Origin of the sequence: Paracoccus sp. MKU1, from assembly GCF_001447385.1 — a bacterium.
Lineage (GTDB): Bacteria > Pseudomonadota > Alphaproteobacteria > Rhodobacterales > Rhodobacteraceae > Paracoccus.
In genome coordinates this window covers 60,124-83,309 of record NZ_LLWQ01000163.1, presented here as the reverse complement: position 1 = coordinate 83,309, position 23,186 = coordinate 60,124, and the positions used below count along the sequence as shown (strand labels likewise).

The following is a 23,186-nucleotide window of genomic DNA, read 5'->3' as shown; positions in this document are numbered from 1 at the left end:
GCCTTGACCAAAGCCCCCAAGTCCCCGTCGCCGCGCCCGGGCCTCGTGCCCGGGGTGCTGTCGATCCTGGCGATGCTGCTGATCTGGACCCTGGCCTCGCAGCTCACCGACCGGCCGCAGACCCTGCCCGCGCCCTGGGACGTGGCGGCGCGCATCATGCGCCTTGCCGCGACCGGGGAGCTGTGGTTCAACGCCGGCATGACCCTGTTCCGCGTCGTCGCCAGCTTTGCGCTGGCCATGGCGGCGGGCATGGCGCTGGGGCTGTGGATGGGCCGCAGCCGCGGGGCCGACCAATGGCTCAACCCCGGCCTCATCATCCTGCTGAACGTGCCGGCGCTGGTGGTGATCGTGCTGTGCTACATCTGGATCGGGCTGAACGAGACCGCCGCCATCCTCGCCGTGGCGCTGAACAAGATCCCGGTGGTGGTGGTGATGATCCGCGAGGGCACGCGGGCGCTGCGCCCGGACCTGGACGACATGGCCCGCGCCTTTCGCATGGCGCCCCTGACGCGGCTGCGCCATGTCGTGCTGCCGCAACTCGCGCCGCATATCGCCGCCTCGGCGCGGGCCGGGATCTCGCTGATCTGGAAGATCGTGCTGGTGGTCGAGTTCCTCGGCCGCTCGAACGGCGTCGGCTTCAAGATCCACCTGCTGTTCTCCAGCTTCGACGTGACCGGGGTGCTGGCCTGGGCGCTGGCCTTCGTCGCGGTCATGCTGGCCATCGACCTGTTCCTGCTGCGGCCCTGGGAGAGCCGCGCCAACCGCTGGAGGCAGGATGCGGCTTGAGCTGGAGGCCAAGTCCTTCGGCCCCCGGCAGGTGCTGGAGGCGCTGGCGCTCTCGGTCGAGCGGGGCGAGCGGCTGGCGATCCTCGGCCCCTCGGGCATCGGGAAATCGACGCTGCTGCGCATCCTGGCCGGGCTCGACACGGATTATCGCGGCCGGCTGGAGGGTGCCGACCGCCTGGCCGTGGTGTTTCAGGAGCCGGTGCTGCTGCCCTGGCGCGACGCGGTCGGCAACATCGCCATCCCGACCGGCTGCGATGCGGCGACGGCGCGGAACTGGCTGGCGCAGGTCGGGCTGGCGGGGCATGAGACGAAATTCCCGCGCCAGCTTTCGCTGGGCCAGCAGCGGCGGCTGGCGCTGGCCCGCGCCTTTGCCGCCGGGCCGGACATCCTGCTGATGGACGAACCCTTCGCCTCGCTGGATGCCGATACGGCGGCGCGCATGCTGGCGCTGACCGACGCGCTGCTGGGCCGCAGCGGTGCCGGGCTGGTGCTGGTCACGCATGACCCGGCCGAGGCCGCGGCGCTGAAGGCCCGCGCCCTGCACCTGACCGGCGATCCGGCGCGGCTTCAGAAGGACTGATCCCAGGCCCGGCCCTCGGTATCCTCGGCATGGACCGTCACCGGCCCCACACCCGGCGCATGGGCAAAGCGGAACACCGGATCCTCGGAGATCGAGATCCCGGCCTCCATGGTGAACAGCGGCGCCTCGCCCTGCTTCACCTCCAGCGTCTGGATGAACTCGGCCGGGATGGTCAGCAGCGTCACCTGATCGCGTTGCAGGCCCGAGAAATTCGGGTGCCGGATCATCAGCGTGCCGATCCGGCGCCCGTCCCCTTCGGACTGGCGGAAGCGCATCTCGCCCATGGTGGCGCGCACCTCGTCCATGCTCTTGCCCGCCGGCGCCGCGCAGCCGCCCGAAGCCTTGACGAAGCGCCCGGCCATGACCTTGCGCCCATCCTCCAGCGTGGCGATGGCGCGCAGGTCGGAATAGCTGTCCACCCGCACCCGCACCTCGAAATCCAGCGGCATCAGCGCCGCGCCAAAGGTGAACTCGGCCGCGACCGGCGCCGGGTTGCCGTCCACCACCAGCGCGAGCGAGCGGATCGCCGGCGCGCCGGGCGGCTGGGTGATGCGCACCGGCACCAGCGCCGGATTGTCGGCCCGCGGCGGCGCGTCGAGGTCGAAGATCGCCGGATCGACCGGCGGCTCGTCATCCGTGCCGATCACCGCCAGCCGCATGTCGTCCCAAAGGGCCGAGGGCTGCATGGGATTCGCCACCTCGCCCGCCAGGGCCGCCGGGGTCAGCATCAAGGCGAAAAGCAGGCAAGCCAGTCTCATCCCCGCTTCTCCCGTGTCATGCGGCGATAGACCAGCACGGTCGAATCGCTGGCCGCCTCGGCCTCGGCCGCGGCGCGCAGCCGGGCATGCAGGGCCGAGCGCGAGCAGACCGGATCGGTGGCCCGGGCATCGCCGGCCAGCGCCATGGCCTGGCAACGGCAGCCGCCGAAATCGATCTCGCGCCGCTCGCAGGAGGCGCAGGGCTCGGGCATCCAGCCGGTGCCGCGAAAGGCGTTGAAGGCGGCGCCGTCGTGCCAGATCCGGGCCAGGGGCACATCGCGCACATTCTCGAACGCCAGGCCCTTGATGGTCTGGGCGGCGTGGCAGGGCAGCACGGTGCCGTCCGGCGCCACGTTCAGCCCGGTCGAGCCCCAGCCGCCCATGCAGCTTTTCGGAAAGGCCGCCAGATGATCGGCGGGCACATAGTCGATGACCATGCGGCCTTGCAGGCGCCGGCGCGCCTCGTCCACGACCTCGCGCGCGCGGGTCGCCTGGGCCTGCGTCGGCATCAGCGGCCGGCGGTTCAGGTCGGCCCAGCCGTGGAACTGCACGGTCGCGACCTCGATGCGCCGGCAGCCCAACTGCTCGGCCAGTTCGATCATCTCGGGCAGGCGGTCGAGGTTCTGGCGATGCACCACCGCGTTCAGCGTCAGCGGAAAGCCGATGGCGCGGACCCATTCCGCGACCTGCATCTTGCGGGCAAAGCTGCCGCCATAGCCGCTGATCCAGTCGGCCATCTCGGCGTCGATGCCTTGCAGGGACAGCTGGACGTGATCGACCGCGCCGTCCAGTTCGCGCAGCCGCGCCTCGGTCAGCCCGATCCCCGAGGTGATGAGGTTGACGTAAAGCCCGGCATCGCGGGCCGCGGCGGCGATCTCGGCCAGGTCGCGGCGCGAGGCGGGCTCGCCGCCCGACAGATGCACCTGCAACACGCCCAGATCGGCGGCCTGCCGGAACACATCGGCCCATTCCGCCGCCTTCAGCTCGGCGCTGGCGCGGGTCAGCTCGACCGGGTTCGAGCAATAGGGACAGGCCAGCGGGCAGCGATGCGTCAGTTCCGCCAGCATCGCCATGGGCAGGCCGACGCGGACCGGGTTGCCGTCTATGTCGCGGGGGGCTGGATCGTCTCTCATGCCGGCCTCCCGGCTTCGCCGTCCAGAAACACCATGCGCCGGTCCATCAGGTCGCGCAGGAAGTCCTGCACATCGCCCTCGATCTGCTCGGGCGGCGCTTCGTAGCGGGTGCAGAGCGTCAGGATCACCTCGGCCAGACTGCGCTTGCCGTCCAGTTCCGACAGGATGGCATGGCCCACCGGATCGAGCTGGATCACCCGCTCGGGCGCCAGCAGCACGCGGATGCCGCGCACGCGGTCGTCGTGCAGCCGCACCCCGCGCGGCAGATAGGGCACCGCAGCGCCGTTGATGCGCGCCCGGGTCATGGGACCGGGGCCGCCTCGGGGGCCGGCTCGGGGATGGCCGATGCCAGCAGCCCCTCGCCCGGCCGCCAGGCGCCGGGGGGTATGTTGCCCTCGACATAGCCATGCCACAGCGCGTCGAGCTGCGCCCAGAGCACGTCGGTCTTGAACACCAGCGCCGCCGCCGCCGCGTCCTGCCTTTCCAGCGTGTCGGCATGGTCCAGCACATAGTTCAGGCCGAATTCCACATCCTTGGGCGCCTCGCTCAGCCGATTGCGGAAATAGGCGAGGCTGGCATCGTCGGCGAAATCGTAATGCTTCAGCAGGCCCTCGATGCGCTCGGCATGGATCTTGGGCGCGAACATCTCGGTCAGGCTGGCGGCCACGGCATCGAGCAGCGGCATGTCGCGCACGAAGCGGACATAGGCATCGACGGCAAAGCGGGTCGCCGGCATCACCCCCACGCCGCTGGCGACGTAATCGGGGTCGAGGCCCACGGCACCGGCCAGCGCCAGCCAGCGCCGGATGCCGCCGCCCTGATCGACGCCGCCGTCGTGATCCTCGATGCGGCTACGCCAGATGCGGCGCAGCTGCGGATCCTCGACCCGCGACAGGAAGGCCGCGTCCTTCATCGGGATGCGCGACTGGTATTGCCAGCGGTTGATGACCCAGGCCCGCACCTCGTCCGGCGTGCATTTCCCGCCATGCAGGCGTTTGTGGAACGGGTGGCGGTCGTGATAGCGTTCGGCGCCGATGCGGCGCAGGCGCTCGTGGAACTCGGCGCGGGATTGCGCGCGGTGGTCGGCAAGTTTCATGGCGCGATCTCCATACCGTCATGGCCGATCTGCCAGCCTGCCGCCTGCGCCATCGCGCGCTCGGGGCTGGCGGGATCGACCAATGGATTCGAATTGTTCAGGTGCACATAGATGCGGGCGCCGAGCGCCAGGTCGCGCAGCCCCTCCAGGCTGCCGCCGGGGCCGGAGACCGGCACATGACCCATGCGCCGCCCGGTCTTGGCGCCAAGGCCGGCGCGGACCATTTCGTCATCCGTCCACAGCGTGCCGTCGAACAGCAGCGCATCCGCGCCCGAGATCCGCTCGCGCAGCCAGTCGGGGACCGAGGCGCAGCCGGGGATATAGAACACCCGCCGGCCCTGCCCGGCCAGTTCGACGCCCACGGTCTGCTCGCCCATCAGGTCGGTCTCGACCCGCTCGCCCTCCATGTAGAGCGGCACCTTGCCCGGGACGGCGAAAAGCCGCGCGGCAAGGCCGGGCGCCAGTTCGAAGCTTTCCTCCAGCACCACCTCGCGCCGGGCGACCAGCCGGGGGTCGAGCGCGGCAAGCATCGGATTGGCGGCCAGAACGCCATGGATGGCGGGCGTGGCGAACAGGTCGAACCCCTGCCCCTCGCGCAGCGTCAGCAGGCCGGCGACATGGTCGATATCGCCGTTGGTCACCAGAACCGAGCGGATCGGAGAGCCGCGCAGCCCCCCGGGCCGCAGCGCCGGCGTCGCGGCCAGTTGCTGGCGCAGGTCGGGCGAGGCATTGACCAGCGCCCAGTCCCGGCCATTCGCGGAAACGGCGATCCCGCTTTGGCTCATGGCGGGAATGCGCCCTGCGCGCGCGGCCTCGCAGTTGCGGCAACCACAGTTCCATTGCGGCACGCCGCCGCCAGCGCCGCTGCCGAGAATCACGATACGCATGGGAAAGGCTCCGGCAGGCCCGGCCCCCGTCGGCCGGGGACCGGGCCGGGGAATATCGCCGGCGGGTTAGAACAGAACCGGCTCGTCCTCGGCCGGGGCATACATATTGATTTCCATGCCGCAGGCGATTTCCTTCGGCGCGGGTTTTGTCCAGGCCATGTGTCCTCCTCCTCAAGGCCACCGCATGAATACGGCTGTTTCGATGCTAAGCCGCTTGGGCGGTCAGTCAACACGCCAAAGGTCGTAGATGGCGCCAGTCGCGGGCTTGTGTTAGCTTTGCGGCGCGAAAGGAAAGCGGATGTTCCATCTGGTCCTTGCCGCCTGCCTGGCGGCCCAGCCCGCCACCTGCCAGCCCCGCCTGCTGCCTGCCGGCGACGCCCCCACGCGCGAGGATTGCCAGGCGCGCGCCGCGCCCATCGCCCGCGACTGGCTGGCCCGGCATCCCGAGCTGACCGGCGACCGGCCGCGCTGCGTCGAGACCGCCGAACTGCCCGCGCTGACCGTGCAGGAGGCGGCGCCGGGCGTGCATATGCACCAGGGGGCGATGGCGCAGATCTCGCCGCAGAATCGCGGGCGGATCGCCAACCTGTCCTTCGTCATCGGCGAGACGGTGGCGGTGATCGACGCCGGCGGCAGCCGGGCCGAGGGCGAGGCGCTTTACGCCGCGATCCGGCAGATCACCGACAAGCCGGTCAGCCACCTGATCCTGACCCATATGCATCCCGACCACATCCTGGGCGCCGAGGTGTTTTCCGAAGCCGGCGCCACCATCGTCGCCGATGCCCGCCTGCCCGAGGCGGTCGCGCGGCGGGCGGAAAGCTGGATGATCTCGACCCCCCGCCAGATCGGCGAGGCGGCCTTTGCCGGCACCAGGATCGCCGCCGTGGACCAGACCGTCGAGGCCCCGCAGGCGCTGTTGCTGGGCGACCGGCAGTTGCGGCTGACGCCGGTTCCCTCGGCCCATACCGGCACCGACATGACCGTGCTGGACGAGGAGACCGCCACGCTGTTCACCGGCGACCTGGTGTTCCTGGGGCTGACGCCCTCGCTTGACGGTTCGCTTGCGGGCTGGCTCGACTGGACCGGGCAGAAGCCCGACCCCGAGCCGGCGCTGATCGTGCCCGGCCATGGCCCGGTCGTGGAAAGCTGGGACGAGGCCGTGACGCCCCAGCGCCACTACCTGACCGCGCTGCGCGACGCGACGCGCAAGGCGATCGGCGCCGGCCTGCCGCTGTCGCAGGCGATCCCGGCCATCGTCGCGGCGATGCAGCCCGTCTCGGAGGGCTGGGCGGATTTCCGGGGCACCACCGCGCGCAACGCCGCCGCGGCCTATGCGCAGCTGGAATGGGAATAGATTGCCTCGCCCGCGCGCCGGTGCCACAACTATGCCGAGCGCGGAAGGAGGAAGGTCATGGCAGGTCCCATCTGGCACGGTTTCATCGCGGCGGCCCTGAGCGGGCTTCTCGTCACCGGCGCGGCCCTGGCGCAGGATGCGCCGCTGCCCGAACGGCGGCTGTCTTTGCAAGCCGATACCGACCTGCCGGGCGGCGACCTGGGGCCGATCTTCGACACCACCTTGCGAGCCTGCGTGCAGGCCTGCCTGGGCAATGCCGACTGCCGCGCGCTGACCTATAACCAGCGGTCCCGCGCCTGTTTCCCCAAGGGCGAGGGCACGGGCGCCGCGACCGCCTTTGCCGGCGCGCTGTCGGGCCATGTGGTCGCGGCCACGGCCGAGGAACGGCTGCGCGCCGAAGCCCGCGCCGCCGCCGCGCCCTTCATCGGGACGCAGGACCTGGCCGCCGCGCAATCGCTGGTCCGGTCCTTTCCCGCCCTGCACCCGCCGCTGGGCACGGACTATCCGCAAGGCAGCGCACAGGAGGCCGAAGCCTCGGGCGAACTGGCGCTGGCGGCACGGATCACCGCCGCCGAGGTCGCGCGCTATGACCGGCCCGCCGACTGGACCAATCTGGCCCGGCTGACGCTTTACACCAGCGAGCAGGGCGACGGCGAGGCGTCGGCCGCCATCGCCTCGATGGCGATCAACGGCTATCTGCGGGCGGGCGAGGACGCGGTGGCGGCCCGGGCGCTGTCCTGGCTTGCCATGGCGTGGGAGCGGCTGGACCGCGGCCGCGACGCGCTGTCGGCGCTGCGGCTGGCGGCAGAGCTTGCCCCCGGCGACGGCGCCATCGCCTCGGCGCTCGAGGAGTCGCAGGCCCGCAACGGCTTGCGCGTCACCGACACCCAGGTCGAATCCGAAGGCAGGATGCCGCGTTTCTGCGCGGTGATGTCGCGCGCACTTTCCTCCGGCACCGATTACGCGCAATTCCTGCGCCTGCCCGGCCGCGACCTGACCGTCGAGGCCGATGGCGAGCGGCTTTGCGTCGCCGGCCTGACCCATGGGCAAGAGGTAGAACTGACCCTGCGCGCCGGCCTGCCCTCGGCCGATGGCGAGGTGCTGGCCCGCGATGTGACGCTGAAAGGCTATGTCCGCGACCGCGCGCCCTCGGTGCGCTTTCCCGGCCGCGCCTATGTGCTGCCCGCCTCGGGCGACCAGCGGCTGTCCATGGTGACCGTCAATGCCGACACGATCAACCTGCGCCTGCTGCGCATTTCCGACCGCAACCTGATCCGCGCCATGGCCGAGGACATGTTCGCGACGCCGCTGGACAGCTGGCGGGCCGATTATTTCAGCGACCGCATGGCGCGCGAGGTCTGGAAGGGCACGGCGCAGGTGGCGAAGCCCATGGGCCAGGAAACCCTGAACCAGGAGCTGACCACCAGCCTCGCCATTCCCGCCGAGGCCGGCCCGCTGGAGCCCGGCATCTATATCGTCGAGGCCGGCATCGAGAACCAGGATGTCTCGGATACCGGGCTGGCGACGCAATGGTTCGTGATCTCGGATTTCGGGATCTCCACCTTCTCGGGCGCCGACGGGCTGACCGTCGCGGTGCGCAGCCTGGCCGATACCGCCGCCAAAACGGGGGCCGAGGTGGCGCTGGTCAGCCGCTCGAACGAGGTGCTGGCCAAGACCCGGACCGACGATCAGGGTGTGGCGCATTTCGCGCCGGGCCTCGCCATGGGCAAAGACGGCGCCGCGCCGGCGCTGGTCACGGTGACCGACTGGCAGGGCGAGGGCGCCGAGCGCGCGCCGCGCGACATGGCCTTCCTGTCGCTTTCCGATCCCGAATTCGACCTCTCCGACCGCGGCGTCGAGGGCCAGCCGCCCAGCCCCCCCATCGACCTGTTCCTGACCACCGACCGGGGCGCCTATCGCGTCGGCGAGACGGTGAACGCGACGGTGCTGGCCCGCAATGCCGAGGCCCGGGCGCTGGAAAACCTGCCGCTGACCGCGGTGATCCTGCGCCCCGACGGGGTCGAGGCGACCCGCCTGCCCGCGCAGGATGCCGGCGCCGGCGGCAGCGTGGTCAACTGGCAGATCCCCGGCAACGCCCCGCGCGGCACCTGGCGGATGGAACTGCGCACCGAGGCGGACGGCCCGGCGCTGGCCACCGCGCGCCTGCTGGTCGAGGATTTCCTGCCCGAGCGCATCGACTTCACCCCGCGCCTGCCGGAAGGCCCGGCACGCGCGGGCGGCACGCTGGACCTGTCGCTTTCGGCGCATTGGCTGTTCGGCGCCCCCGCCGCCAACCTGCCGGTCGAGGGGCAGTTGCGCCTGTCGCCGACCCGCAGCCTGACCGGCTTCGACGGCTATGTCTTTGGCCGGCACGACGACGACAGCGCACCGGTGACCGACAGCCTGCCGCAGGGCACCACCGATGCACAGGGCAATTACCGGGCGCAGATCGAGCTGCCGCCGGCCGGCCAGCTCGGTCCGCGCCCGGTTCAGGCCGAAGTGGTGCTGGATATCCGTGAGGGCGCCGGCCGGCCGGTCGAGCGCACGGAATCGCGCGTGGTCATGCCCGAGGCGCCGGTCGTCGGCCTGCGTCCGCTGTTCGAGGGCGATACCGTCTCGGAAAACAGCGAGGCGCGTTTCGCGCTGGTCGCGGTCGGCCCCGACCTGAAACCGGCAGCCGAGCCCGTGCGCTGGGTGTTGAACCGCATCGACACCGATTACCAATGGTATTCGCTGGGCGGGCAATGGAACTGGGAGGCGATCACCAGCCGCACCCGCATCGCCGAAGGCACGGCTGAGCCGGGCGAGGCGCCGGCCGAGATCGCCGCCCCGGTCGAATGGGGCCAGTATGAGCTGGTGGCCGAGCCGGCATCGGGTCAGGGCGGGCAAAGCTCGGTGCGGTTCTATGCCGGTTGGGGTGCGGTAGCGAGCGCCGGCAGCGAGACGCCCGACCGCTTGCAGGTGGTGCTGGACAAGCCCGCCTATCGCAGCGGCGACACCGCCCGCGTCCGGGTCGAAGCGGCCAGCGACGGTCTGGGCCTGGTCTCGGTGCTGTCGAACCGGCTGGTCTCGATGCAGACCGTGGCGCTGAAGGCGGGCGAGAACCAGATCGACCTGCCGGTGACCGACGATTGGGGTGCCGGGGTCTATGTCACCGTCAGCGCCATCCGTCCGCTGGGCGAGGCGCAGCCCGGCGACCGCCAGCCGGTGCGCGCGCTGGGTCTGGCGCATGCCGCCGTGGATCCCGGCGACCGCAGGCTTGCCGCCAGCATCGAGGCCCCGGCCGAGACCCGCCCGCGCGGCACGATCCCCGTCACGCTGAAGGTCGAGGGCGCGGCGGGCGAGACGGTGCATGCCACCGTCGCCGCCGTCGATCAGGGCATCCTGAACCTGACCCGCTTCCAGCCGCCGAACCCCTCGCAGCATTATTTCGGCCAGCGCCGGCTGGGCGTGGCGCTGCGCGATCTTTACGGGCGGCTGATCCTGCCGACCGGCGCCCCGGACGGCGCGCTGCGCGAGGGAGGCGACGCCAGCCTTGCCGGCAATGCCGAGGCCCCGCCGCCGACCGAAAAGCTGATGAGCTGGTTCTCGGGCCCGCTGACCCTGGCCGCGGACGGCACCGCCACCGTCGAGGTGCCGGTGGGCGATTTCAACGGCGAGGTGCGGGTCATGGCCGTGGTCTGGTCCGCCAAGGGCCTGGGCCAGGCCGATGCCTCGGTGCTGGTGCGCGATCCGGTGGTGATGACCGTGACCGCGCCCGCCTTCCTGGCGCCGAACGACAGCGCCCGGCTGGGGCTGCGGCTGACCCACACTTCCGGCCCCGCCGGAGAGGTCCGGCTGGCGCTGTCGCAGGTCGGCGGCGAGGGCGGCTTGACCTATTCGGTGGAGCCCCAGGTGCAGCTGGGCGAAAAGGCCGAGGCGCAGGTGGACATCCCCGTGACCGCGACCGAGGCGCTTGGCACCGCCAACCTGCGGCTGGTGCTGACCACCCCGGACGGCGAGGCGCTGACCAAGGACATCGCCATCCCCATCGCGCTGAACGAATCCGACATCCAGCGCCAGGACCGTCTGGTGGTCGAGCCGGGGCAAAGCCTGACCATCCCGCCCGCTCTGACGCAGGGCCTGCTGCCCGGCGCCGAGGTGACGGCGGCGCTTGGCCCCTATGCCCGGCTGGACGTGGCCGGCGCGCTGATGCGGCTGGCGCGCTATCCCTATGGCTGCACCGAGCAGCTGGCCTCGGGGGCGATGCCGCTGATCTACCTGCCCAGCCTTGCCGCCGCCGAGGGCGTCGAGGGCAGCGACACGGCCGAGCAGGTGCAAAAGGCGATCACCCAGATCCTGACCCGGCAGGGCTCGAACGGCGGCTTCGGCCTGTGGTATGCCGATTCGGGCGATCTGTGGCTTGAGGCCTATGTCACCGACTTCCTGTCGCGGGCGCGGGCGGCGGGCTATCAGGTGCCGGAGACCGGCTTCCGCATGGCCATCGACAACCTGCGCAACCGCGCCAATTACGCCACCGAACCCGGCGCCGCCTCGGCCGAGGAAAACGCGGCGCTGGCCTATGCGCTGGCGGTGCTGGCACGGGAACGGGCGGCGACGGTGGGCGATCTGCGCTATTACGCCGATACCGCCGCCGGATCGTTCTCGACCCCGATGGGCGCGGCCAATCTGGGCGCGGCGCTGGCCTCCTATGGCGACCAGAGCCGGGCGGATCGCCTGTTCACGCAGGCGCGCAACCTCTTGAATCTCGGCGCGCCCGAGCCCTATGCCTTCCGCGCCGATTACGGCACCAGGTTGCGCGATGCGACCGCGCTGCTGGCGCTGGCGGCCGAGGCAAAGACGCAGGCCGTCGATGCCACCGACCTGACCAGCCAGATCGCCGAGCGCATCGCCCGGGCCGAGGAGGAGGGGCGCAGCCTGTCCACGCAGGAATCGGTCTGGACGGTGCTGGCGGCGCAGTCGCTGTTCAGCGCGACCCCGCCCGCGACGCTGAACGGGGTGGCGCTGACCCAGCCGGTCGCAAGCCTGCCGGCGGATGCGACCATCGCCAATACCGGCGAGAGCGCGCTGGAGGTAACGCTGACCGCGACCGGCAAGCCCGCCGGCCCGGTCGCGGCGGGCGGCAAGGGCTATACCATCGCGCGCCACTATTACAGCATGGAGGGCGAGGCACTGGACCCTTCCAGCGTGACGCAGGGCACGCGCATGGTGGTGGAGCTGGAAATCTCGCCGCAATCCGAGGGCGGCGGCCGGCTGGTGATCGCCGATCCCCTGCCGGCGGGATGGGAGATCGACAACCCGAACCTCTTGCGCGCCGGCGATGTCTCGGCGCTGGACTGGCTGGAGGGCCGGACCGATGCCGAGATGACCGAGTTCCGCGCCGACCGTTTCGCGGCGGCGCTGACCTGGACCTCGGCCGAGCGATTCCGGCTGGCCTATATCGTCCGCGCCGTAACGCCGGGCGAATTCCGCCACCCGGCCGCCAGCGTCGAGGACATGTATCGCCCCGAGTTCCGCGCCTGGAGCGACGGCGGCACCGTCACCGTCACGCCCTGAAAACCGCAAGCACCCCGGCCCCGAAACGGCCGGGGTGTTTCGTCGCAGGCGCTTCACGAAAGCATTGCTTGCCCCATCGCACCCGCCCGGGCAATAATCCCGCCATCGCGTAAGGAAGGGGAGGACGCCTTGCCCGAGACCCGCCCGGCAACGCCCAGCACAACCCGCCACGAGGACCGCGTGGTGCAGGCGTCGCAATCGCCCGGCGCCGTCACCCGGCTGGCGGCAAGCTGGCGCCGCTCGATGCTCAAGCACGGGCTGGACCCGACCCGGCCACCCGAGCCGCGCCGCCTGACCGAGCGCGAACTGTCCGAGCGCGTCGAGCGCATGGACCGCTTCATCGCCGTCGCCCGGCCGCAGCTGGACCAGCTGTTCCAGCTGGTCTGCCCGACCGGCTGCAACCTGCTGCTGACCGATGCGCAGGGCATCGTGCTGGAGCATCGCGTCAGCCAGGGCGACGCCGCCACCTTTCGCGGCTGGGGGCTGTGGCGCGGCATGGACTGGTCCGAGGAGGTGCAGGGCACCAACGGCATCGGCACTTGTCTGGCCGAGGGGCGGCAGGTCACCATCCACCGCGACGAACATTTCTATGCCCGCAATACCGGGCTGTCCTGCATGGATGCGCCGATCTGGGGGCCGGACGGTGGGCTGATCGCGGCGCTGGACGTCAGCTCGGCCCGTGCCGACCATACCGAGCGGCTGAACGCGCTGATCGCGGCGCAGGTCGCGCATAGCGCGCGGGCGATCGAGGCGGCCTTCTTCCGCGTATCCTTCCCTGGTGCGCGGATCATCGCGCCGCAGGCCGAGGGGGTCGAGGACGGCACGCTGCTGATCGCGGTGGACAAGGACGACTTGGCCATCGGCGCCAACCGCGCCGCCCGCCGCGCCTTCGGCCTGGAGAAAGAGGGGCAGTTGCGCCCGCGCCCGGCCTCGGACCTGCTGGGCCGGCAGGACGACGCGACCGGATTCGAGCGCGCCGAACGCGCCGCGGTGATTCGCGCGCTGGCCAGGGCCGAGGGCAATGTCTCGGCCGCCGCCCGCGCGCTGGGGGTGGGACGCGCCACGCTCTACCGCCGCATGGCGCGGCTGGGCATCGACGAAAATCCCGGCAAACTGTCTCGCCCCTGAAACACATCCGCCCCGCGGCGCGAAGCCCCGCGTTGACCCGGAAGGCGTCCGGGCACAGGCTCTTGTGCAACCGGCTGGAGGAGCCGGGATGACAGGAGGAAGATCATGCCGAACGATCAGACGCATCCTTTCCGGGGCGTGAACGCGCTGCCCTTCGAGGCGCGCTACGACAATTTCATCGGCGGCGAATGGGTGGCGCCCGTCTCGGGCAAGTATTTCACCAACACGACCCCGATCACCGGCGCCGAGATCGGCCAGATCGCGCGCTCCGAGGCCGGCGATATCGAACTGGCGCTGGATGCCGCCCATGCCGCCAAGGACAAATGGGGCGCGACCAGCCCGGCCGAGCGCGCCAACATCATGTTGAAGATCGCCGACCGGATGGAGCAGAACCTGGAACTGCTCGCCACCGCCGAGACCTGGGACAACGGCAAGCCGATCCGCGAGACCATGGCCGCCGACCTGCCGCTGGCCATCGACCATTTCCGCTATTTCGCCGGCGTGCTGCGGGCGCAGGAAGGCTCGATCAGCCAGATCGACGACGACACCGTCGCCTATCACTTCCACGAGCCGCTGGGCGTGGTGGGGCAGATCATCCCGTGGAACTTTCCGCTGCTGATGGCCTGCTGGAAGCTGGCCCCGGCGATTGCCGCCGGCAATTGCGTGGTGCTGAAACCGGCCGAGCAGACCCCCGCCGGCATCATGGTCTGGGCCAACCTGATCGGCGACCTGCTGCCGCCGGGCGTGCTGAACATCGTCAACGGCTTCGGGCTCGAGGCCGGCAAGCCGCTGGCGTCCAGCAACCGGATCGCCAAGATCGCCTTTACCGGCGAGACGACGACCGGGCGGCTGATCATGCAATATGCCAGCGAGAACCTGATCCCGGTGACGCTGGAACTGGGCGGCAAGTCGCCGAACATCTTCTTTGCCGATGTCGCGCGCGAGGATGACGATTTCTTCGACAAGGCGCTGGAAGGCTTTACCATGTTCGCGCTGAACCAGGGCGAGGTCTGCACCTGCCCGTCGCGCGTGCTGATCCAGGAATCGATCTATGACAAGTTCATGGAACGCGCGGTCCAGCGCGTGCAGGCGATCAAGCAGGGCGACCCGCGCGAAAGCGACACCATGATCGGCGCGCAGGCGTCGAGCGAGCAGAAGGAAAAGATCCTCAGCTATCTCGACATCGGCAGGAAGGAAGGCGCCGAGGTGCTGACCGGCGGCAAGGCGGCCGATCTGGGCGGCGAGCTGTCGGGCGGCTATTACATCGAGCCGACGATCTTCCGCGGCAACAACAAGATGCGGATCTTCCAGGAGGAAATCTTCGGCCCGGTGGTCTCGGTCACCACCTTCAAGGACCAGGCCGAGGCGCTGGAGATCGCCAACGACACGCTTTACGGCCTTGGCGCCGGCGTGTGGTCGCGCGATGCCAATACTTGCTACCGCATGGGCCGCGGCATCAAGGCGGGGCGGGTCTGGACCAACTGCTATCACGCCTATCCGGCTCATGCGGCCTTCGGCGGCTACAAGCAGTCGGGCATCGGGCGCGAGACGCACAAGATGATGCTGGACCACTATCAGCAGACCAAGAACATGCTGGTCAGCTATTCCCCGAAGAAGCTGGGCTTCTTCTGATGGAATGGCCGGGCGCACGTCACCCAGCGCCCGGCACCCTCCTCCCCCTCCGCTTCCCTCCCCCAAGAGCAACTGCAAGGAGTTCCCCCTCATGGCCAAGACCATGAAAGCCGCCGTCGTGCGCGCATTCGGCAAGCCGCTGACCATCGACGAGGTGCCGGTCCCCGAGCCCGGCCCCGGCATGATCCAGGTCAGGATCCAGGCCTCCGGCGTCTGCCACACCGACCTGCACGCCGCCGAGGGCGACTGGCCGGTCAAGCCGAATCCGCCCTTCATCCCCGGTCATGAAGGCGTGGGCTTCGTCTCGGCCGTCGGCGCCGGGGTGAAGCATGTCAAGGAAGGCGATCGGGTCGGCGTGCCCTGGCTCTATACCGCCTGCGGCCATTGCCGGCATTGCCTGGGCGGCTGGGAAACCTTGTGCGAAAGCCAGCTCAACACCGGCTATTCGGTGAATGGCGGCTTTGCCGATTACGTCGTGGCCGATCCGAACTATGTCGGCCACCTGCCCAAGAACGTCGATTTCCTGGACATCGCCCCCGTGCTCTGCGCGGGCGTGACCGTCTACAAGGGGCTGAAGGTCACCGATACCAAGCCCGGCGACTGGGTGGTGATCTCGGGCATCGGCGGGCTGGGGCACATGGCGGTGCAATATGCCAAGGCCATGGGCCTGAACGTCGCCGCCGTGGACATCGACGACGAGAAGCTGGCGCTGGCCCGCAAGCTGGGCGCCACGGTGACGGTGAACGCCGCGACCGACCCCGACCCGGCGGCCGCGATCAAGAAACAGACCGACGGCGGCGCGCAGGGCGTGCTGGTGACGGCGGTCGGCCGCAAGGCCTTCGAGCAGGCCATCGGCATGGTGGCGCGCGGCGGCACGGTGGCGCTGAACGGCCTGCCCCCGGGCGACTTCCCGCTGGACATCTTCGGCATGGTGCTGAACGGCATCACCGTGCGCGGCTCGATCGTCGGCACGCGGCTGGACTTGCAGGAATCGCTGGATTTCGCCGGCGAGGGCAAGGTCAAGGCGACCGTGCACACGGCGAAGCTCGAGGATATCAACGACATCTTCGGCAAGATGCACCAGGGCCAGATCGAGGGCCGCATGGTGCTGGATCTGGCGGATTGACCATGGAACCCGTCGCCAACCCCGATGGGCCGGACCAGGTCGAGGCCACCCCGGCGGCGCTGGCGCTGCTGGCCGAGATCGTCGCCGATCACGGGCCGGTGCTGTTCCACCAGTCCGGGGGCTGCTGCGACGGGTCCTCGCCCATGTGCTACCCGCAGGGCGAATTCCGCATCGGCGCGCATGACGTGAAGCTGGGCGAAATCGGCGGCATGCCCTTCTATATCTCGGCCAGCCAATACGAAGCCTGGAAGCACACCCGCCTGATCATCGACGTGGTGCCGGGTCGCGGCGGCATGTTCAGCCTGGACAACGGCCGCGAGCGGCGCTTCCTGGTGCGGTCCGAGATCTGCCGGCTCTGACCGCGACGCGGGCGCACGGCCTCCCCCAAGCCGTCCGTGCGCCCGCCCTTTCCTCAGGCGCGGATCTGGCGCGCCTCGTTCAGCAGCATGATCGGGATGCCGTCGCGGATCGGAAAGGCCAGCCCGGCCGCCTCCGAGATCAACTCCTGCGCCTTGGCATCATAGCGCAGCGTCGTATGCGTCACCGGGCAGACCAGCGCCTCGAGCATGTGGCGGTCATAGCCGTGTTCGCTTGTGTCGGTCACTGGATCGTCTCCTCGTTGTCGCCGCCGTGCAGGGCGTATTCCAGCAGCCCCTCCAGCAGCACCCGGCGCTTGAACAGCGTCGGCGCCTCCAGCAGGGCCTGCTTTTCCTCGGGGGCGAAGGGCAGCAGCATGGACAGCGAATTGATCAGCGTCTCGGCCTCGGACGCCGCGGCGGCGTCCCAGTCGGTGGACAGGCCGCGCTGCTCCATATAGCGGCCCAGCCGCGCCATGAAGGCCTTGCGCTCGAACCGCGGATCCTCCTCGGCCTGGGCGGCCAGGTCGGCCTCATAGCCCGACCAGTCCACCTGGCCGCGCAGATAGGGGGTAAAGCCGGGCCGCACCTCGTTCAGCCGAAAGCGCGAGCGCGCCTTGAGCGAGATCATCAGCCGGCCGTCGTCCAGTTCGGAAAAGGCCACGATCCGTCCCGCGCAGCCGACCGAAGCCAGCGAATCGAGCCCGCCTTCGGCCGGCTGGATCATGCCGATCAGCCGCGCCGGGGTCTTCAGCACGTCCTCGACCATCTGCAAGTAGCGCGGTTCGAAGATCTGCAACGGCAGGCGGGTGCGGGGCATCAGCACCGCGCCCGGCAGCGGGAACAGCGGGACGGTCTCGGGCAGGTCGATGCCGCGCGACATGTCAGGCGAAGATCAGCGAGGACAGCCGGCGGCGCCCCTTCTGCGCCAGCGGATCGGTGGGTTTCATGGCATCGAAGATGGTCAGAAGCTGCGCCTTGGCCGCGCCCTCGTTCCAGTCGCGGTCGCGGCGGAACCCCTCCAGCAACTGGTCGATCGCCTCCTCGACCTCGCCCGCCGCATGCAGCGCGGTGGCATAATCGAAACGCGCCTGCTGGTCGGCGGGATCGGCCTCGACCTTCTGGCGCAACTCGTCCAGGGGACCGGCGCTCGCGGCCTGCCGCGCCAGTTGCAACTGCGCGCGGGCCGCCTCGACCGGCGCGGCATTGGCAGCGGCGGCGGGCACCTGCGCCAGCGCCTCCTCGGCCCGGTCCGGGTGACCGGCGGCCAGATGGGCGCGGATCAGCCCGCCCCAGGCGGCAGGATTCTCGGGCTCCTCGCCCAGGATGGCCGAAAAGGTCTCGGCGGCATCCTCGGCCGCGCCCTCGGCGATCATCGCCTCGGCCGCCTCCAGCGCCTCGGCCAGCCCGCCGTCATCGCCGCCCAGGGCGACCAGCTTCTCGACGAACTGCTTGATCTGGCTTTGCGGGATCGCGCCCTGGAAGCCGTCGACAGGCTGGCCCTGGAAGAAGGCATAGACCGTCGGGATCGACTGCACCCGCAACTGGCCGGCGATCATCTGGTTCTCGTCCACATTGACCTTGGCCATGCGGACGCGGCCCTTGTGGCGGGCCACCTCGGCCTCGAGCTGCGGGCCCAGCGTCTTGCAGGGGCCGCACCAGGGCGCCCAGAAATCGACGATCACCGGCACCTTCATCGAGGCATCGACCACATCGGCCATGAAGGTCGCCTCGGTCACATCCTTGATGATATCGGCGGGGGCGGCGTCTTTGGGGGCGGGGGCGGAGCCAAGCTCGAGCATCGGAATTCCTCATGCGAAAGGGTTGCCCCTTAGATGGCGCAGCGACCGGCGCGATGCAAGTTTCGGCTGGCGGCGCGGTCTCCGGGCGGGTTCAGAGATCGAAGCTGGCCAGCACCGGGACGTGGTCGCTGGGTTGCTGCCAGCCGCGCAGCGGCCGCAGGATGCGGCTGTTGTGGCCCGCATTGGCGATATCGGGCGTCGCCCAGATGTGATCGAGGCGCCGGCCCTTGTCGGCCGCGTCCCAGTCGCGCGCGCGATAGCTCCACCAGCTGTAAAGCAGGCCCTGCGGGATGTCCTTGCGGGTGATGTCCACCCATTTGCCGGCATCCTGGGCGGCGCCCAGATGCTCGACCTCGATGGGCGTATGGCTGACGATCTTCAGCAATTGCTTGTGCGACCAGACGTCGTCCTCGCGCGGGGCGATGTTCAGGTCGCCCACCATGATCGCGCGCGCCGGCCTGTCGGCGTGGAAGGCGTCGCGCATCTCGGTCAGGAAATCCAGCTTCTGGCCGAACTTGAGGTTCTGCTCGCGGTCCGGGATGTCGCCGCCCGCCGGCACGTAGAAGTTGTGGATGGTGACGCCGTTCTCCAGCCGCGCGGCGACATGGCGGGCATGGCCCAGCCCGGCATAATCGCGGTCGCCCGCATCCTCGATCGGCAGCTTCGACAGGATGGCGACGCCGTTATAGCCCTTTTGCCCGCGCGCCACGAAATGCGTGTAGCCAAGCGCCCGGAACGCCTCGAGCGGGATCTTCTCGACCGGGCTTTTCGTCTCTTGCAGGCAGAGGATGTCCGGGGCTTCCTCGGCCAGGAAGCGGGCGACGAGCGCCTCGCGCAGGCGGACCGAGTTGATGTTCCAGGTGGCAATGGTGAACATGGGGGCTCCTTTTCAGGGACGGACCCTAGGGGCGCGGGCGCGGCTTGTCCACCGGTCGGCGCCCAGGGGGCTTCGCGCCCCCCGCATGCCCTCTCCAGTCGGTTGATTTATCGATCAGATTTCTCATCCCGGCGGCGGCAGCCCTCGGCATCCTCGTCGCCGAACCACGAGACGACCCCGTCCCCGGCACGGTCCATTCAGTCGCGCTTGCCGCGATCATCACGGTCGTGGCGCGCGGCGCCTTGGCGACGATGGGTCCCGTAGGCACCGCCATAATCGCCCTGGCCATTGCCGTGGCGAGCGTCATCGTCATCACCGCCGCCCGGGCTGGCATGGGTGTCATGGGGCATGCCATGGGTGCCGCGGCGACCATCACCATGGCGCTCCGGCCGTCCGGAGCTTCGGCCGCGGTGATCGCCATCCGCAGGCTCACAACCACCTCTGCCGCCATAGGGCCCGGCCGGAATGATCCGGATCCCGACGATAGCGGTCTTCATCTCTCCAACGATCTTCCATGTCGCCCTCCTGTTCACGGTCGATGCCGTCACGGCTGGGGGCGGACAACCGGGAGCGGGCCGGAATGTTCCTGAAGATCGGCACCCGACGAGCGGATCTGCGGCAGCCGGGGCGACCATCCGCCAGAAGGTGATGCAACAGGACAGCCCGATCGCCGCCCACGGCCCGCGCCGGGCCATCCCGCGCTCGGCTATGTCCCACGCGCCGGTCCAGGCGGCCTGGAAATGCATCGCGACGCCCACCGGCAGACCGCGCCCAGCAGGTTTGTGCCGCCGGCGAGGTCGTCCATTCGCTGAACCAGATCGCCGTGGCCCTGGCACAAGCCGCCATCGCGGCGACCGCCATTCACAACGCCCTGCGCTCCAGCGACGAGGAGATCACCGGGGGTTGCTTCCCTCGTTCCGACGCTTCTCGCTTAAGGCAGGGCGGATCCGTCACGGACCGGCCTGTTCGATCCATACCCCCATGGCCTGCATGGTGATGACCGATGCGGCCGCAAATGCGGCGCCGGCCATGAGGCCCGCAACCATCGCGGATGCGAGGACTGTCTGATGTGGCATGCTCGGTTCCTCAGGTTCCTTGAGCGATGTCCCTACACGCCTGAAGAACCAACGCATGAGCGGAAAGCCATCGGCGAAAAATCGCTGCCCTGCCCGTTACGGCCGCAACGCGCCGCTGCGCGCGCATCACCCGGCGCTGCCGGCGCTGCTGGGCGAATGCGCCGAGGCGCCCGTTGCCGAGACGGTCCGGATCCGGCCGGCTCCTCCGGCCGATCCCCCTCCCGGAGCTTGTTGCCGGATGCCTCCGGGCTGTGGGGCCGGCGAACCGGCCAGGGCGGAAACGTTCCCGCGGCAAACCCGCCTCGGTGGCGGCAGGCCGGGCCGGGCACCGCCGCGCCGTCCGGCGGGCTGCTTCGCCCGAATGTGACCGGGAATCCGCGGCCCGACCTGCAACACTGCCGGAATATGCGGGTTGGGAAGGCTCGCCATTCGGCGCGGTTCGATTAAAATACGTCAAGTCAAGCAGAAGCATGGAGACCCTGATGGCCAACGGCGAAAGCGGCCCCATCGTCGATCCCGCCCTCGACAAGGCCCTGTCCGAGCTGCTGGCGCAGACGGAGAAGGAGGCGGTCTCGCCCCGGCTGCGCGAGCTGGCCAGGCGGCTCGAGGCGGCGCTGGAGGACGCCCGGCATCGCCAGGCCGGCCAGGGCGGCGGCCCCCGCTAGGCCGCGGCCGGTTTCCGTCCTTGCCGGGGCCCGGAACGGAACCATCCCCCCTTCCCGGCATTGACTCTCCGCCGTCACCGCGAGGATTGCGAAGGACCGTCATGTCGGACGACATACTCGGACATATTCCGGCGCTCCGGGCCTATTCGCGCGCCTTGTGCAGATCGACCCCGGATGCCGAGGATCTGGTCCAGGAGACCCTGCTGCGCGCCATCGAGAACGCCCATCGCTACCGGCCCGGCACCAATATGCGGGCCTGGCTGTTCACCATCATGCGCAACCGTTTCTTCACCCATTGCCGGAAGGCCGCGCGCGAGCGCACCGGGGCGGCGGATTGCGCCTCGCTGGTGCCGCAGGTCCGGCCCGCCCAGGAATGGCACATGCAGGCCAGCGAGTTGCAGGCCGCGCTGCGCGTGATGCCGCGGCATTACCGCGAGGCGATCGTCCTGGTCGGCGCGCTCGGCGAGAGCTATCTCGACGCGGCCAGGCTCCTCGATTGCGACATCGGCACCGTCAAGAGCCGGGTGAACCGCGCCCGCACCATGCTGCGCCGGGCGCTGGAGCCGGCATTCTGAGCCGCCGCTCTCTGTCCCTCGGCGAAGCGGCGCGGGAAAGACCGGCCCCCTCCCCCTCACGGGCAGCCCGCCCGGCGCGGTGGTCCTAGCGCCGCCATCGGCTTGGGAAATGCACGCCCCCGCCCCTGGGGCGGGGCCGCGCCGTCAGGCGGGCTCGACCGCCTCCCGGTTGGCCCCGCGCCCGGCGATCCCGGTCGGCAGCGCGTCGGTGGCGGATTCCTTCCCCAGCACCCGGCCGAGCAGCGCCGCCGCTTTTCAGCCCCAGCCCTGCACCCATTGCCGCAGGGTGCCGTAGCGGGCGATCTCGTCCGCATTCGGGCTGTGGTGCAGCCGGCGGTGCTTGCCGAGCGGCTCGAACTGGAAAGGCTTCGCGGCATTGGTCACGAAGATCTGGTCGCTCGGGATCCCCGCCTCGGCCAGGGTCTGGTCGAACAGGCACCCCATCAGACCGACGAAGGGGCCACCGGCCAAACCTGCGTTATCGCCCGGCCGCTCGCCCACGACCATCATGCGGGCCTGCCGGCAGCCCTTGCCCGGCAACACCTGCGTCGCGTCGCGACAAAGCGTGCAGCTCGCCTCGGCCTCGGCCAGCGCGCCAAGGGTCGCGACCTCCCTCGGGTCTCCTCCTTGCGGCTCGGCATCGGGCCTGTCCGGGCCCGGTGGGTCTGTTCGCCCCGTCGGCGCTGCTGACGGGGCCGGACCGGTTGATGGCGGCTTTGCCGACAAGTTCCCGTCTGGTCTTGCATCGCCGGCCGCTGGAGGAGGCCGCCATGGGCTACAAGGGTTTCCGCGACAACCGGGACGAATGAGCCAAGCTGGTGCTGAGCCCGCGCTGACGGGCTCACGCGCGACGCCCAGGCTCAGCCGCTTTTCCGCTGCCGGGGCGCGGGCTTTTTCCGCGCGGCGGGCTTTTTCGCCGCCAGCGCCGCACTTTCGCGCAAGGCGGCCATCAGGTCCACGACATTCTCGCGCCGGGACGGGGGCGATGTCGCGACCTTGCGGCCCTCCAGCTCGGCCCTGACCAGATCGGCCAGCGCCGCCTCATAGCGGTCGTCGAAGGCGGCAATGTCGAATTCGCCCATCTTGGTGGCGATGATATGCTCGGCCAGATCCAGCATCTCGCCCTTGACCTTCTTGGCCGAGATGTCGCCGAAGGCCCCGGCGGCCGAGCGGACCTCATAATCGAAATTCAGCGTCGTCGCGATCATGCCGGGACCATGGGCACGGACCAGCACCGTGCACACGCGCCGGAACAGCACCGCCCGCGCCAGGGCCGCCACCTTCTTGCGGCGCATCCCCTCGCGGATCAGGGCGAAGGCTTCTTCCGCCGTCCGGTCGGCGGGGGTCAGGTAATAGGGCCGGTCGAAATAGACATCGTCGATCTCCTTGCAGGCGATGAAGGTCGAGACGGCCAGCGTCTTGTCGCTTTCCGGGACGGCGGCGGCGATCTCCTCGGACCCGAGGATGACGTGATCGCCGTCGCCGACCTCATAGCCCTTGACCTGATCGCCCTTTTCGACCGGCTTGCCGGTGTCGGCGTCGACGAACTGCCGCCGCACCCGGTTCCCCATGGCCCGGTTCAGGGTGTGAAAGGCGATGCGCTCCGAGGTCGAAGCCGCGGCATGCAGCGCCACCGGGCAGCTGACCTCGGCAATCCTCGGCAGGCCTTTCCAGATCGCCCGGGGTGCCATGGCGCATCCTTCTTGCTGGGTGATGCTCAACGCCGGGGCCAGGCGGGGTTCCGGCATGGGCCACGACGGCGCCAATCCCACGCCATCCAGCAGGGATGGCACCGTTTT

Annotated in this window: 25 protein-coding genes; 10 read left to right on the top strand and 15 right to left on the bottom strand. The window is 70.0% G+C overall.

The features are described 5' to 3' along the window. Positions 1 to 3: 3 nt before the first annotated feature. Both AQY21_RS12865 and AQY21_RS12860 read left to right on the top strand, forming a co-directional pair. Entirely contained in the window at positions 4 to 786 is a 783-nt protein-coding gene (locus AQY21_RS12865; RefSeq protein WP_058098046.1) for an ABC transporter permease, read from the top strand. Further along, positions 776 to 1,366 carry an ATP-binding cassette domain-containing protein gene (locus tag AQY21_RS12860; protein ID WP_058098045.1) on the top strand — a complete coding sequence of 197 codons (591 nt, stop codon included), beginning with the start codon at positions 776 to 778 and terminating at the stop codon, positions 1,364 to 1,366. Before AQY21_RS12865 ends, AQY21_RS12860 begins: the two co-directional genes overlap by 11 nt. Here the strand turns inward: AQY21_RS12860 and AQY21_RS12855 are convergent. From AQY21_RS12855 to pqqA, 6 genes are all read right to left on the bottom strand, one after another. Beyond that, positions 1,354 to 2,124: a quinoprotein dehydrogenase-associated SoxYZ-like carrier gene (locus AQY21_RS12855; RefSeq protein ID WP_058098044.1), complete on the bottom strand. Its 771-nt coding sequence runs from the start codon at positions 2,122 to 2,124 to the stop codon at positions 1,354 to 1,356. The two genes, AQY21_RS12860 and AQY21_RS12855, sit on opposite strands and share 13 nt — an antisense overlap. Next, positions 2,121 to 3,257, bottom strand: coding sequence for a pyrroloquinoline quinone biosynthesis protein PqqE (pqqE, locus tag AQY21_RS12850; RefSeq protein WP_058098043.1), 1,137 nt, complete (start codon positions 3,255 to 3,257; stop codon positions 2,121 to 2,123). Before pqqE ends, AQY21_RS12855 begins: the two co-directional genes overlap by 4 nt. After that, positions 3,254 to 3,562 (bottom strand): pyrroloquinoline quinone biosynthesis peptide chaperone PqqD, encoded by a 309-nt coding sequence (gene pqqD / locus AQY21_RS12845; RefSeq protein ID WP_058098042.1) that lies wholly within the window; start codon positions 3,560 to 3,562, stop codon positions 3,254 to 3,256. The genes pqqE and pqqD overlap by 4 nt, the downstream gene beginning before the upstream one ends. Next, positions 3,559 to 4,353: a pyrroloquinoline-quinone synthase PqqC gene (pqqC, locus tag AQY21_RS12840; protein ID WP_058098041.1), complete on the bottom strand. Its 795-nt coding sequence runs from the start codon at positions 4,351 to 4,353 to the stop codon at positions 3,559 to 3,561. Before pqqC ends, pqqD begins: the two co-directional genes overlap by 4 nt. Further along, the gene (gene pqqB / locus AQY21_RS12835) at positions 4,350 to 5,240 is read right to left on the bottom strand and encodes a pyrroloquinoline quinone biosynthesis protein PqqB (RefSeq protein ID WP_058098040.1); all 891 of its coding nucleotides are present in this window, start codon (positions 5,238 to 5,240) and stop codon (positions 4,350 to 4,352) included. The genes pqqC and pqqB overlap by 4 nt, the downstream gene beginning before the upstream one ends. A gap of 66 nt (positions 5,241 to 5,306) precedes the next feature. Continuing rightward, positions 5,307 to 5,399, bottom strand: coding sequence for a pyrroloquinoline quinone precursor peptide PqqA (gene pqqA / locus AQY21_RS12830; protein WP_024843519.1), 93 nt, complete (start codon positions 5,397 to 5,399; stop codon positions 5,307 to 5,309). A 139-nt stretch (positions 5,400 to 5,538) separates the two neighbouring features. Between pqqA and AQY21_RS12825 the strand changes: the two genes are divergently transcribed. The 6 genes from AQY21_RS12825 (at position 5,539) to AQY21_RS12800 (ending at position 16,395) form a co-directional block, all read left to right on the top strand. Then, positions 5,539 to 6,594: a quinoprotein relay system zinc metallohydrolase 2 gene (locus AQY21_RS12825; RefSeq protein WP_058098039.1), complete on the top strand. Its 1,056-nt coding sequence runs from the start codon at positions 5,539 to 5,541 to the stop codon at positions 6,592 to 6,594. Positions 6,595 to 6,651: 57 nt separating this feature from the next. After that, positions 6,652 to 12,150 carry an alpha-2-macroglobulin family protein gene (locus AQY21_RS12820; RefSeq protein ID WP_058098038.1) on the top strand — a complete coding sequence of 1,833 codons (5,499 nt, stop codon included), beginning with the start codon at positions 6,652 to 6,654 and terminating at the stop codon, positions 12,148 to 12,150. A 129-nt stretch (positions 12,151 to 12,279) separates the two neighbouring features. Further along, entirely contained in the window at positions 12,280 to 13,278 is a 999-nt protein-coding gene (locus AQY21_RS12815) for a helix-turn-helix domain-containing protein (RefSeq protein ID WP_058098037.1), read from the top strand. A gap of 105 nt (positions 13,279 to 13,383) precedes the next feature. Beyond that, the gene (adh, locus tag AQY21_RS12810; protein ID WP_058098036.1) at positions 13,384 to 14,910 is read left to right on the top strand and encodes an aldehyde dehydrogenase; all 1,527 of its coding nucleotides are present in this window, start codon (positions 13,384 to 13,386) and stop codon (positions 14,908 to 14,910) included. A 91-nt stretch (positions 14,911 to 15,001) separates the two neighbouring features. After that, positions 15,002 to 16,036: an alcohol dehydrogenase AdhP gene (gene adhP / locus AQY21_RS12805; RefSeq protein WP_058098035.1), complete on the top strand. Its 1,035-nt coding sequence runs from the start codon at positions 15,002 to 15,004 to the stop codon at positions 16,034 to 16,036. Between the two features lie 2 nt (positions 16,037 to 16,038). Then, positions 16,039 to 16,395, top strand: coding sequence for a DUF779 domain-containing protein (locus tag AQY21_RS12800; protein WP_058098034.1), 357 nt, complete (start codon positions 16,039 to 16,041; stop codon positions 16,393 to 16,395). 53 nt (positions 16,396 to 16,448) lie between these two features. Here the strand turns inward: AQY21_RS12800 and AQY21_RS12795 are convergent, their stop codons facing one another. From AQY21_RS12795 to AQY21_RS30015, 7 genes are all read right to left on the bottom strand, one after another. Beyond that, positions 16,449 to 16,640, bottom strand: coding sequence for a Trm112 family protein (locus AQY21_RS12795; RefSeq protein ID WP_058098033.1), 192 nt, complete (start codon positions 16,638 to 16,640; stop codon positions 16,449 to 16,451). Next, positions 16,637 to 17,275: an LON peptidase substrate-binding domain-containing protein gene (locus AQY21_RS12790; protein ID WP_058098032.1), complete on the bottom strand. Its 639-nt coding sequence runs from the start codon at positions 17,273 to 17,275 to the stop codon at positions 16,637 to 16,639. Before AQY21_RS12790 ends, AQY21_RS12795 begins: the two co-directional genes overlap by 4 nt. A gap of 1 nt (position 17,276) precedes the next feature. After that, positions 17,277 to 18,194, bottom strand: a complete 918-nt coding sequence (locus tag AQY21_RS12785; RefSeq protein WP_058098031.1) for a co-chaperone YbbN — start codon at positions 18,192 to 18,194, stop codon at positions 17,277 to 17,279. A gap of 91 nt (positions 18,195 to 18,285) precedes the next feature. After that, positions 18,286 to 19,071, bottom strand: coding sequence for an exodeoxyribonuclease III (locus AQY21_RS12780; protein ID WP_058098030.1), 786 nt, complete (start codon positions 19,069 to 19,071; stop codon positions 18,286 to 18,288). Positions 19,072 to 19,178: 107 nt separating this feature from the next. Further along, entirely contained in the window at positions 19,179 to 19,268 is a 90-nt protein-coding gene (locus AQY21_RS30190; RefSeq protein WP_152988217.1) for an SWFGD domain-containing protein, read from the bottom strand. Next, positions 19,269 to 19,568, bottom strand: coding sequence for a hypothetical protein (locus AQY21_RS28655; RefSeq protein ID WP_152988216.1), 300 nt, complete (start codon positions 19,566 to 19,568; stop codon positions 19,269 to 19,271). Between the two features lie 453 nt (positions 19,569 to 20,021). After that, a complete protein-coding gene (locus tag AQY21_RS30015) occupies positions 20,022 to 20,147 on the bottom strand; it encodes a hypothetical protein (protein ID WP_255374804.1) in 126 nt (41 codons plus the stop codon). 482 nt (positions 20,148 to 20,629) lie between these two features. On the opposite strand from AQY21_RS30015, the gene AQY21_RS12770 reads away from it, so the two are divergent. Next, positions 20,630 to 20,812: a hypothetical protein gene (locus tag AQY21_RS12770; RefSeq protein ID WP_152988215.1), complete on the top strand. Its 183-nt coding sequence runs from the start codon at positions 20,630 to 20,632 to the stop codon at positions 20,810 to 20,812. A gap of 101 nt (positions 20,813 to 20,913) precedes the next feature. Beyond that, the gene (locus tag AQY21_RS12765) at positions 20,914 to 21,387 is read left to right on the top strand and encodes a sigma-70 family RNA polymerase sigma factor (RefSeq protein WP_058098027.1); all 474 of its coding nucleotides are present in this window, start codon (positions 20,914 to 20,916) and stop codon (positions 21,385 to 21,387) included. A 255-nt stretch (positions 21,388 to 21,642) separates the two neighbouring features. Here the strand turns inward: AQY21_RS12765 and AQY21_RS29735 are convergent, their stop codons facing one another. Together AQY21_RS29735 and AQY21_RS12755 are read right to left on the bottom strand one after the other, a co-directional pair. Continuing rightward, positions 21,643 to 21,930, bottom strand: coding sequence for a uracil-DNA glycosylase family protein (locus AQY21_RS29735; RefSeq protein WP_255374803.1), 288 nt, complete (start codon positions 21,928 to 21,930; stop codon positions 21,643 to 21,645). 317 nt (positions 21,931 to 22,247) lie between these two features. Further along, the gene (locus AQY21_RS12755; RefSeq protein WP_058098025.1) at positions 22,248 to 23,078 is read right to left on the bottom strand and encodes a Ku protein; all 831 of its coding nucleotides are present in this window, start codon (positions 23,076 to 23,078) and stop codon (positions 22,248 to 22,250) included. Positions 23,079 to 23,186: the final 108 nt, after the last annotated feature.

What these genes read in the sequence shown, in the direction of transcription:
- AQY21_RS12825 (WP_058098039.1), top strand. Translation starts at nt 5,539, where the DNA reads ATGTTCCATCTGGTCCTTGCCGCCTGCCTGGCGGCCCAGCCCGCCACC.
- AQY21_RS12800 (WP_058098034.1), top strand. Translation starts at nt 16,039, where the DNA reads ATGGAACCCGTCGCCAACCCCGATGGGCCGGACCAGGTCGAGGCCACC.
- AQY21_RS12785 (WP_058098031.1), bottom strand. Translation starts at nt 18,194, where the DNA reads ATGCTCGAGCTTGGCTCCGCCCCCGCCCCCAAAGACGCCGCCCCCGCC.
- adh (WP_058098036.1), top strand. Translation starts at nt 13,384, where the DNA reads ATGCCGAACGATCAGACGCATCCTTTCCGGGGCGTGAACGCGCTGCCC.
- AQY21_RS30190 (WP_152988217.1), bottom strand. Translation starts at nt 19,268, where the DNA reads ATGGACCGTGCCGGGGACGGGGTCGTCTCGTGGTTCGGCGACGAGGAT.
- AQY21_RS12860 (WP_058098045.1), top strand. Translation starts at nt 776, where the DNA reads ATGCGGCTTGAGCTGGAGGCCAAGTCCTTCGGCCCCCGGCAGGTGCTG.
- AQY21_RS12780 (WP_058098030.1), bottom strand. Translation starts at nt 19,071, where the DNA reads ATGTTCACCATTGCCACCTGGAACATCAACTCGGTCCGCCTGCGCGAG.
- pqqE (WP_058098043.1), bottom strand. Translation starts at nt 3,257, where the DNA reads ATGAGAGACGATCCAGCCCCCCGCGACATAGACGGCAACCCGGTCCGC.
- AQY21_RS12855 (WP_058098044.1), bottom strand. Translation starts at nt 2,124, where the DNA reads ATGAGACTGGCTTGCCTGCTTTTCGCCTTGATGCTGACCCCGGCGGCC.
- AQY21_RS12790 (WP_058098032.1), bottom strand. Translation starts at nt 17,275, where the DNA reads ATGTCGCGCGGCATCGACCTGCCCGAGACCGTCCCGCTGTTCCCGCTG.
- AQY21_RS12820 (WP_058098038.1), top strand. Translation starts at nt 6,652, where the DNA reads ATGGCAGGTCCCATCTGGCACGGTTTCATCGCGGCGGCCCTGAGCGGG.
- adhP (WP_058098035.1), top strand. Translation starts at nt 15,002, where the DNA reads ATGGCCAAGACCATGAAAGCCGCCGTCGTGCGCGCATTCGGCAAGCCG.
- pqqA (WP_024843519.1), bottom strand. Translation starts at nt 5,399, where the DNA reads ATGGCCTGGACAAAACCCGCGCCGAAGGAAATCGCCTGCGGCATGGAA.
- AQY21_RS28655 (WP_152988216.1), bottom strand. Translation starts at nt 19,568, where the DNA reads ATGAAGACCGCTATCGTCGGGATCCGGATCATTCCGGCCGGGCCCTAT.
- AQY21_RS12770 (WP_152988215.1), top strand. Translation starts at nt 20,630, where the DNA reads ATGGCCAACGGCGAAAGCGGCCCCATCGTCGATCCCGCCCTCGACAAG.
- AQY21_RS12755 (WP_058098025.1), bottom strand. Translation starts at nt 23,078, where the DNA reads ATGGCACCCCGGGCGATCTGGAAAGGCCTGCCGAGGATTGCCGAGGTC.
- AQY21_RS30015 (WP_255374804.1), bottom strand. Translation starts at nt 20,147, where the DNA reads ATGCCACATCAGACAGTCCTCGCATCCGCGATGGTTGCGGGCCTCATG.
- AQY21_RS12765 (WP_058098027.1), top strand. Translation starts at nt 20,914, where the DNA reads ATGTCGGACGACATACTCGGACATATTCCGGCGCTCCGGGCCTATTCG.
- pqqB (WP_058098040.1), bottom strand. Translation starts at nt 5,240, where the DNA reads ATGCGTATCGTGATTCTCGGCAGCGGCGCTGGCGGCGGCGTGCCGCAA.
- pqqD (WP_058098042.1), bottom strand. Translation starts at nt 3,562, where the DNA reads ATGACCCGGGCGCGCATCAACGGCGCTGCGGTGCCCTATCTGCCGCGC.
- pqqC (WP_058098041.1), bottom strand. Translation starts at nt 4,353, where the DNA reads ATGAAACTTGCCGACCACCGCGCGCAATCCCGCGCCGAGTTCCACGAG.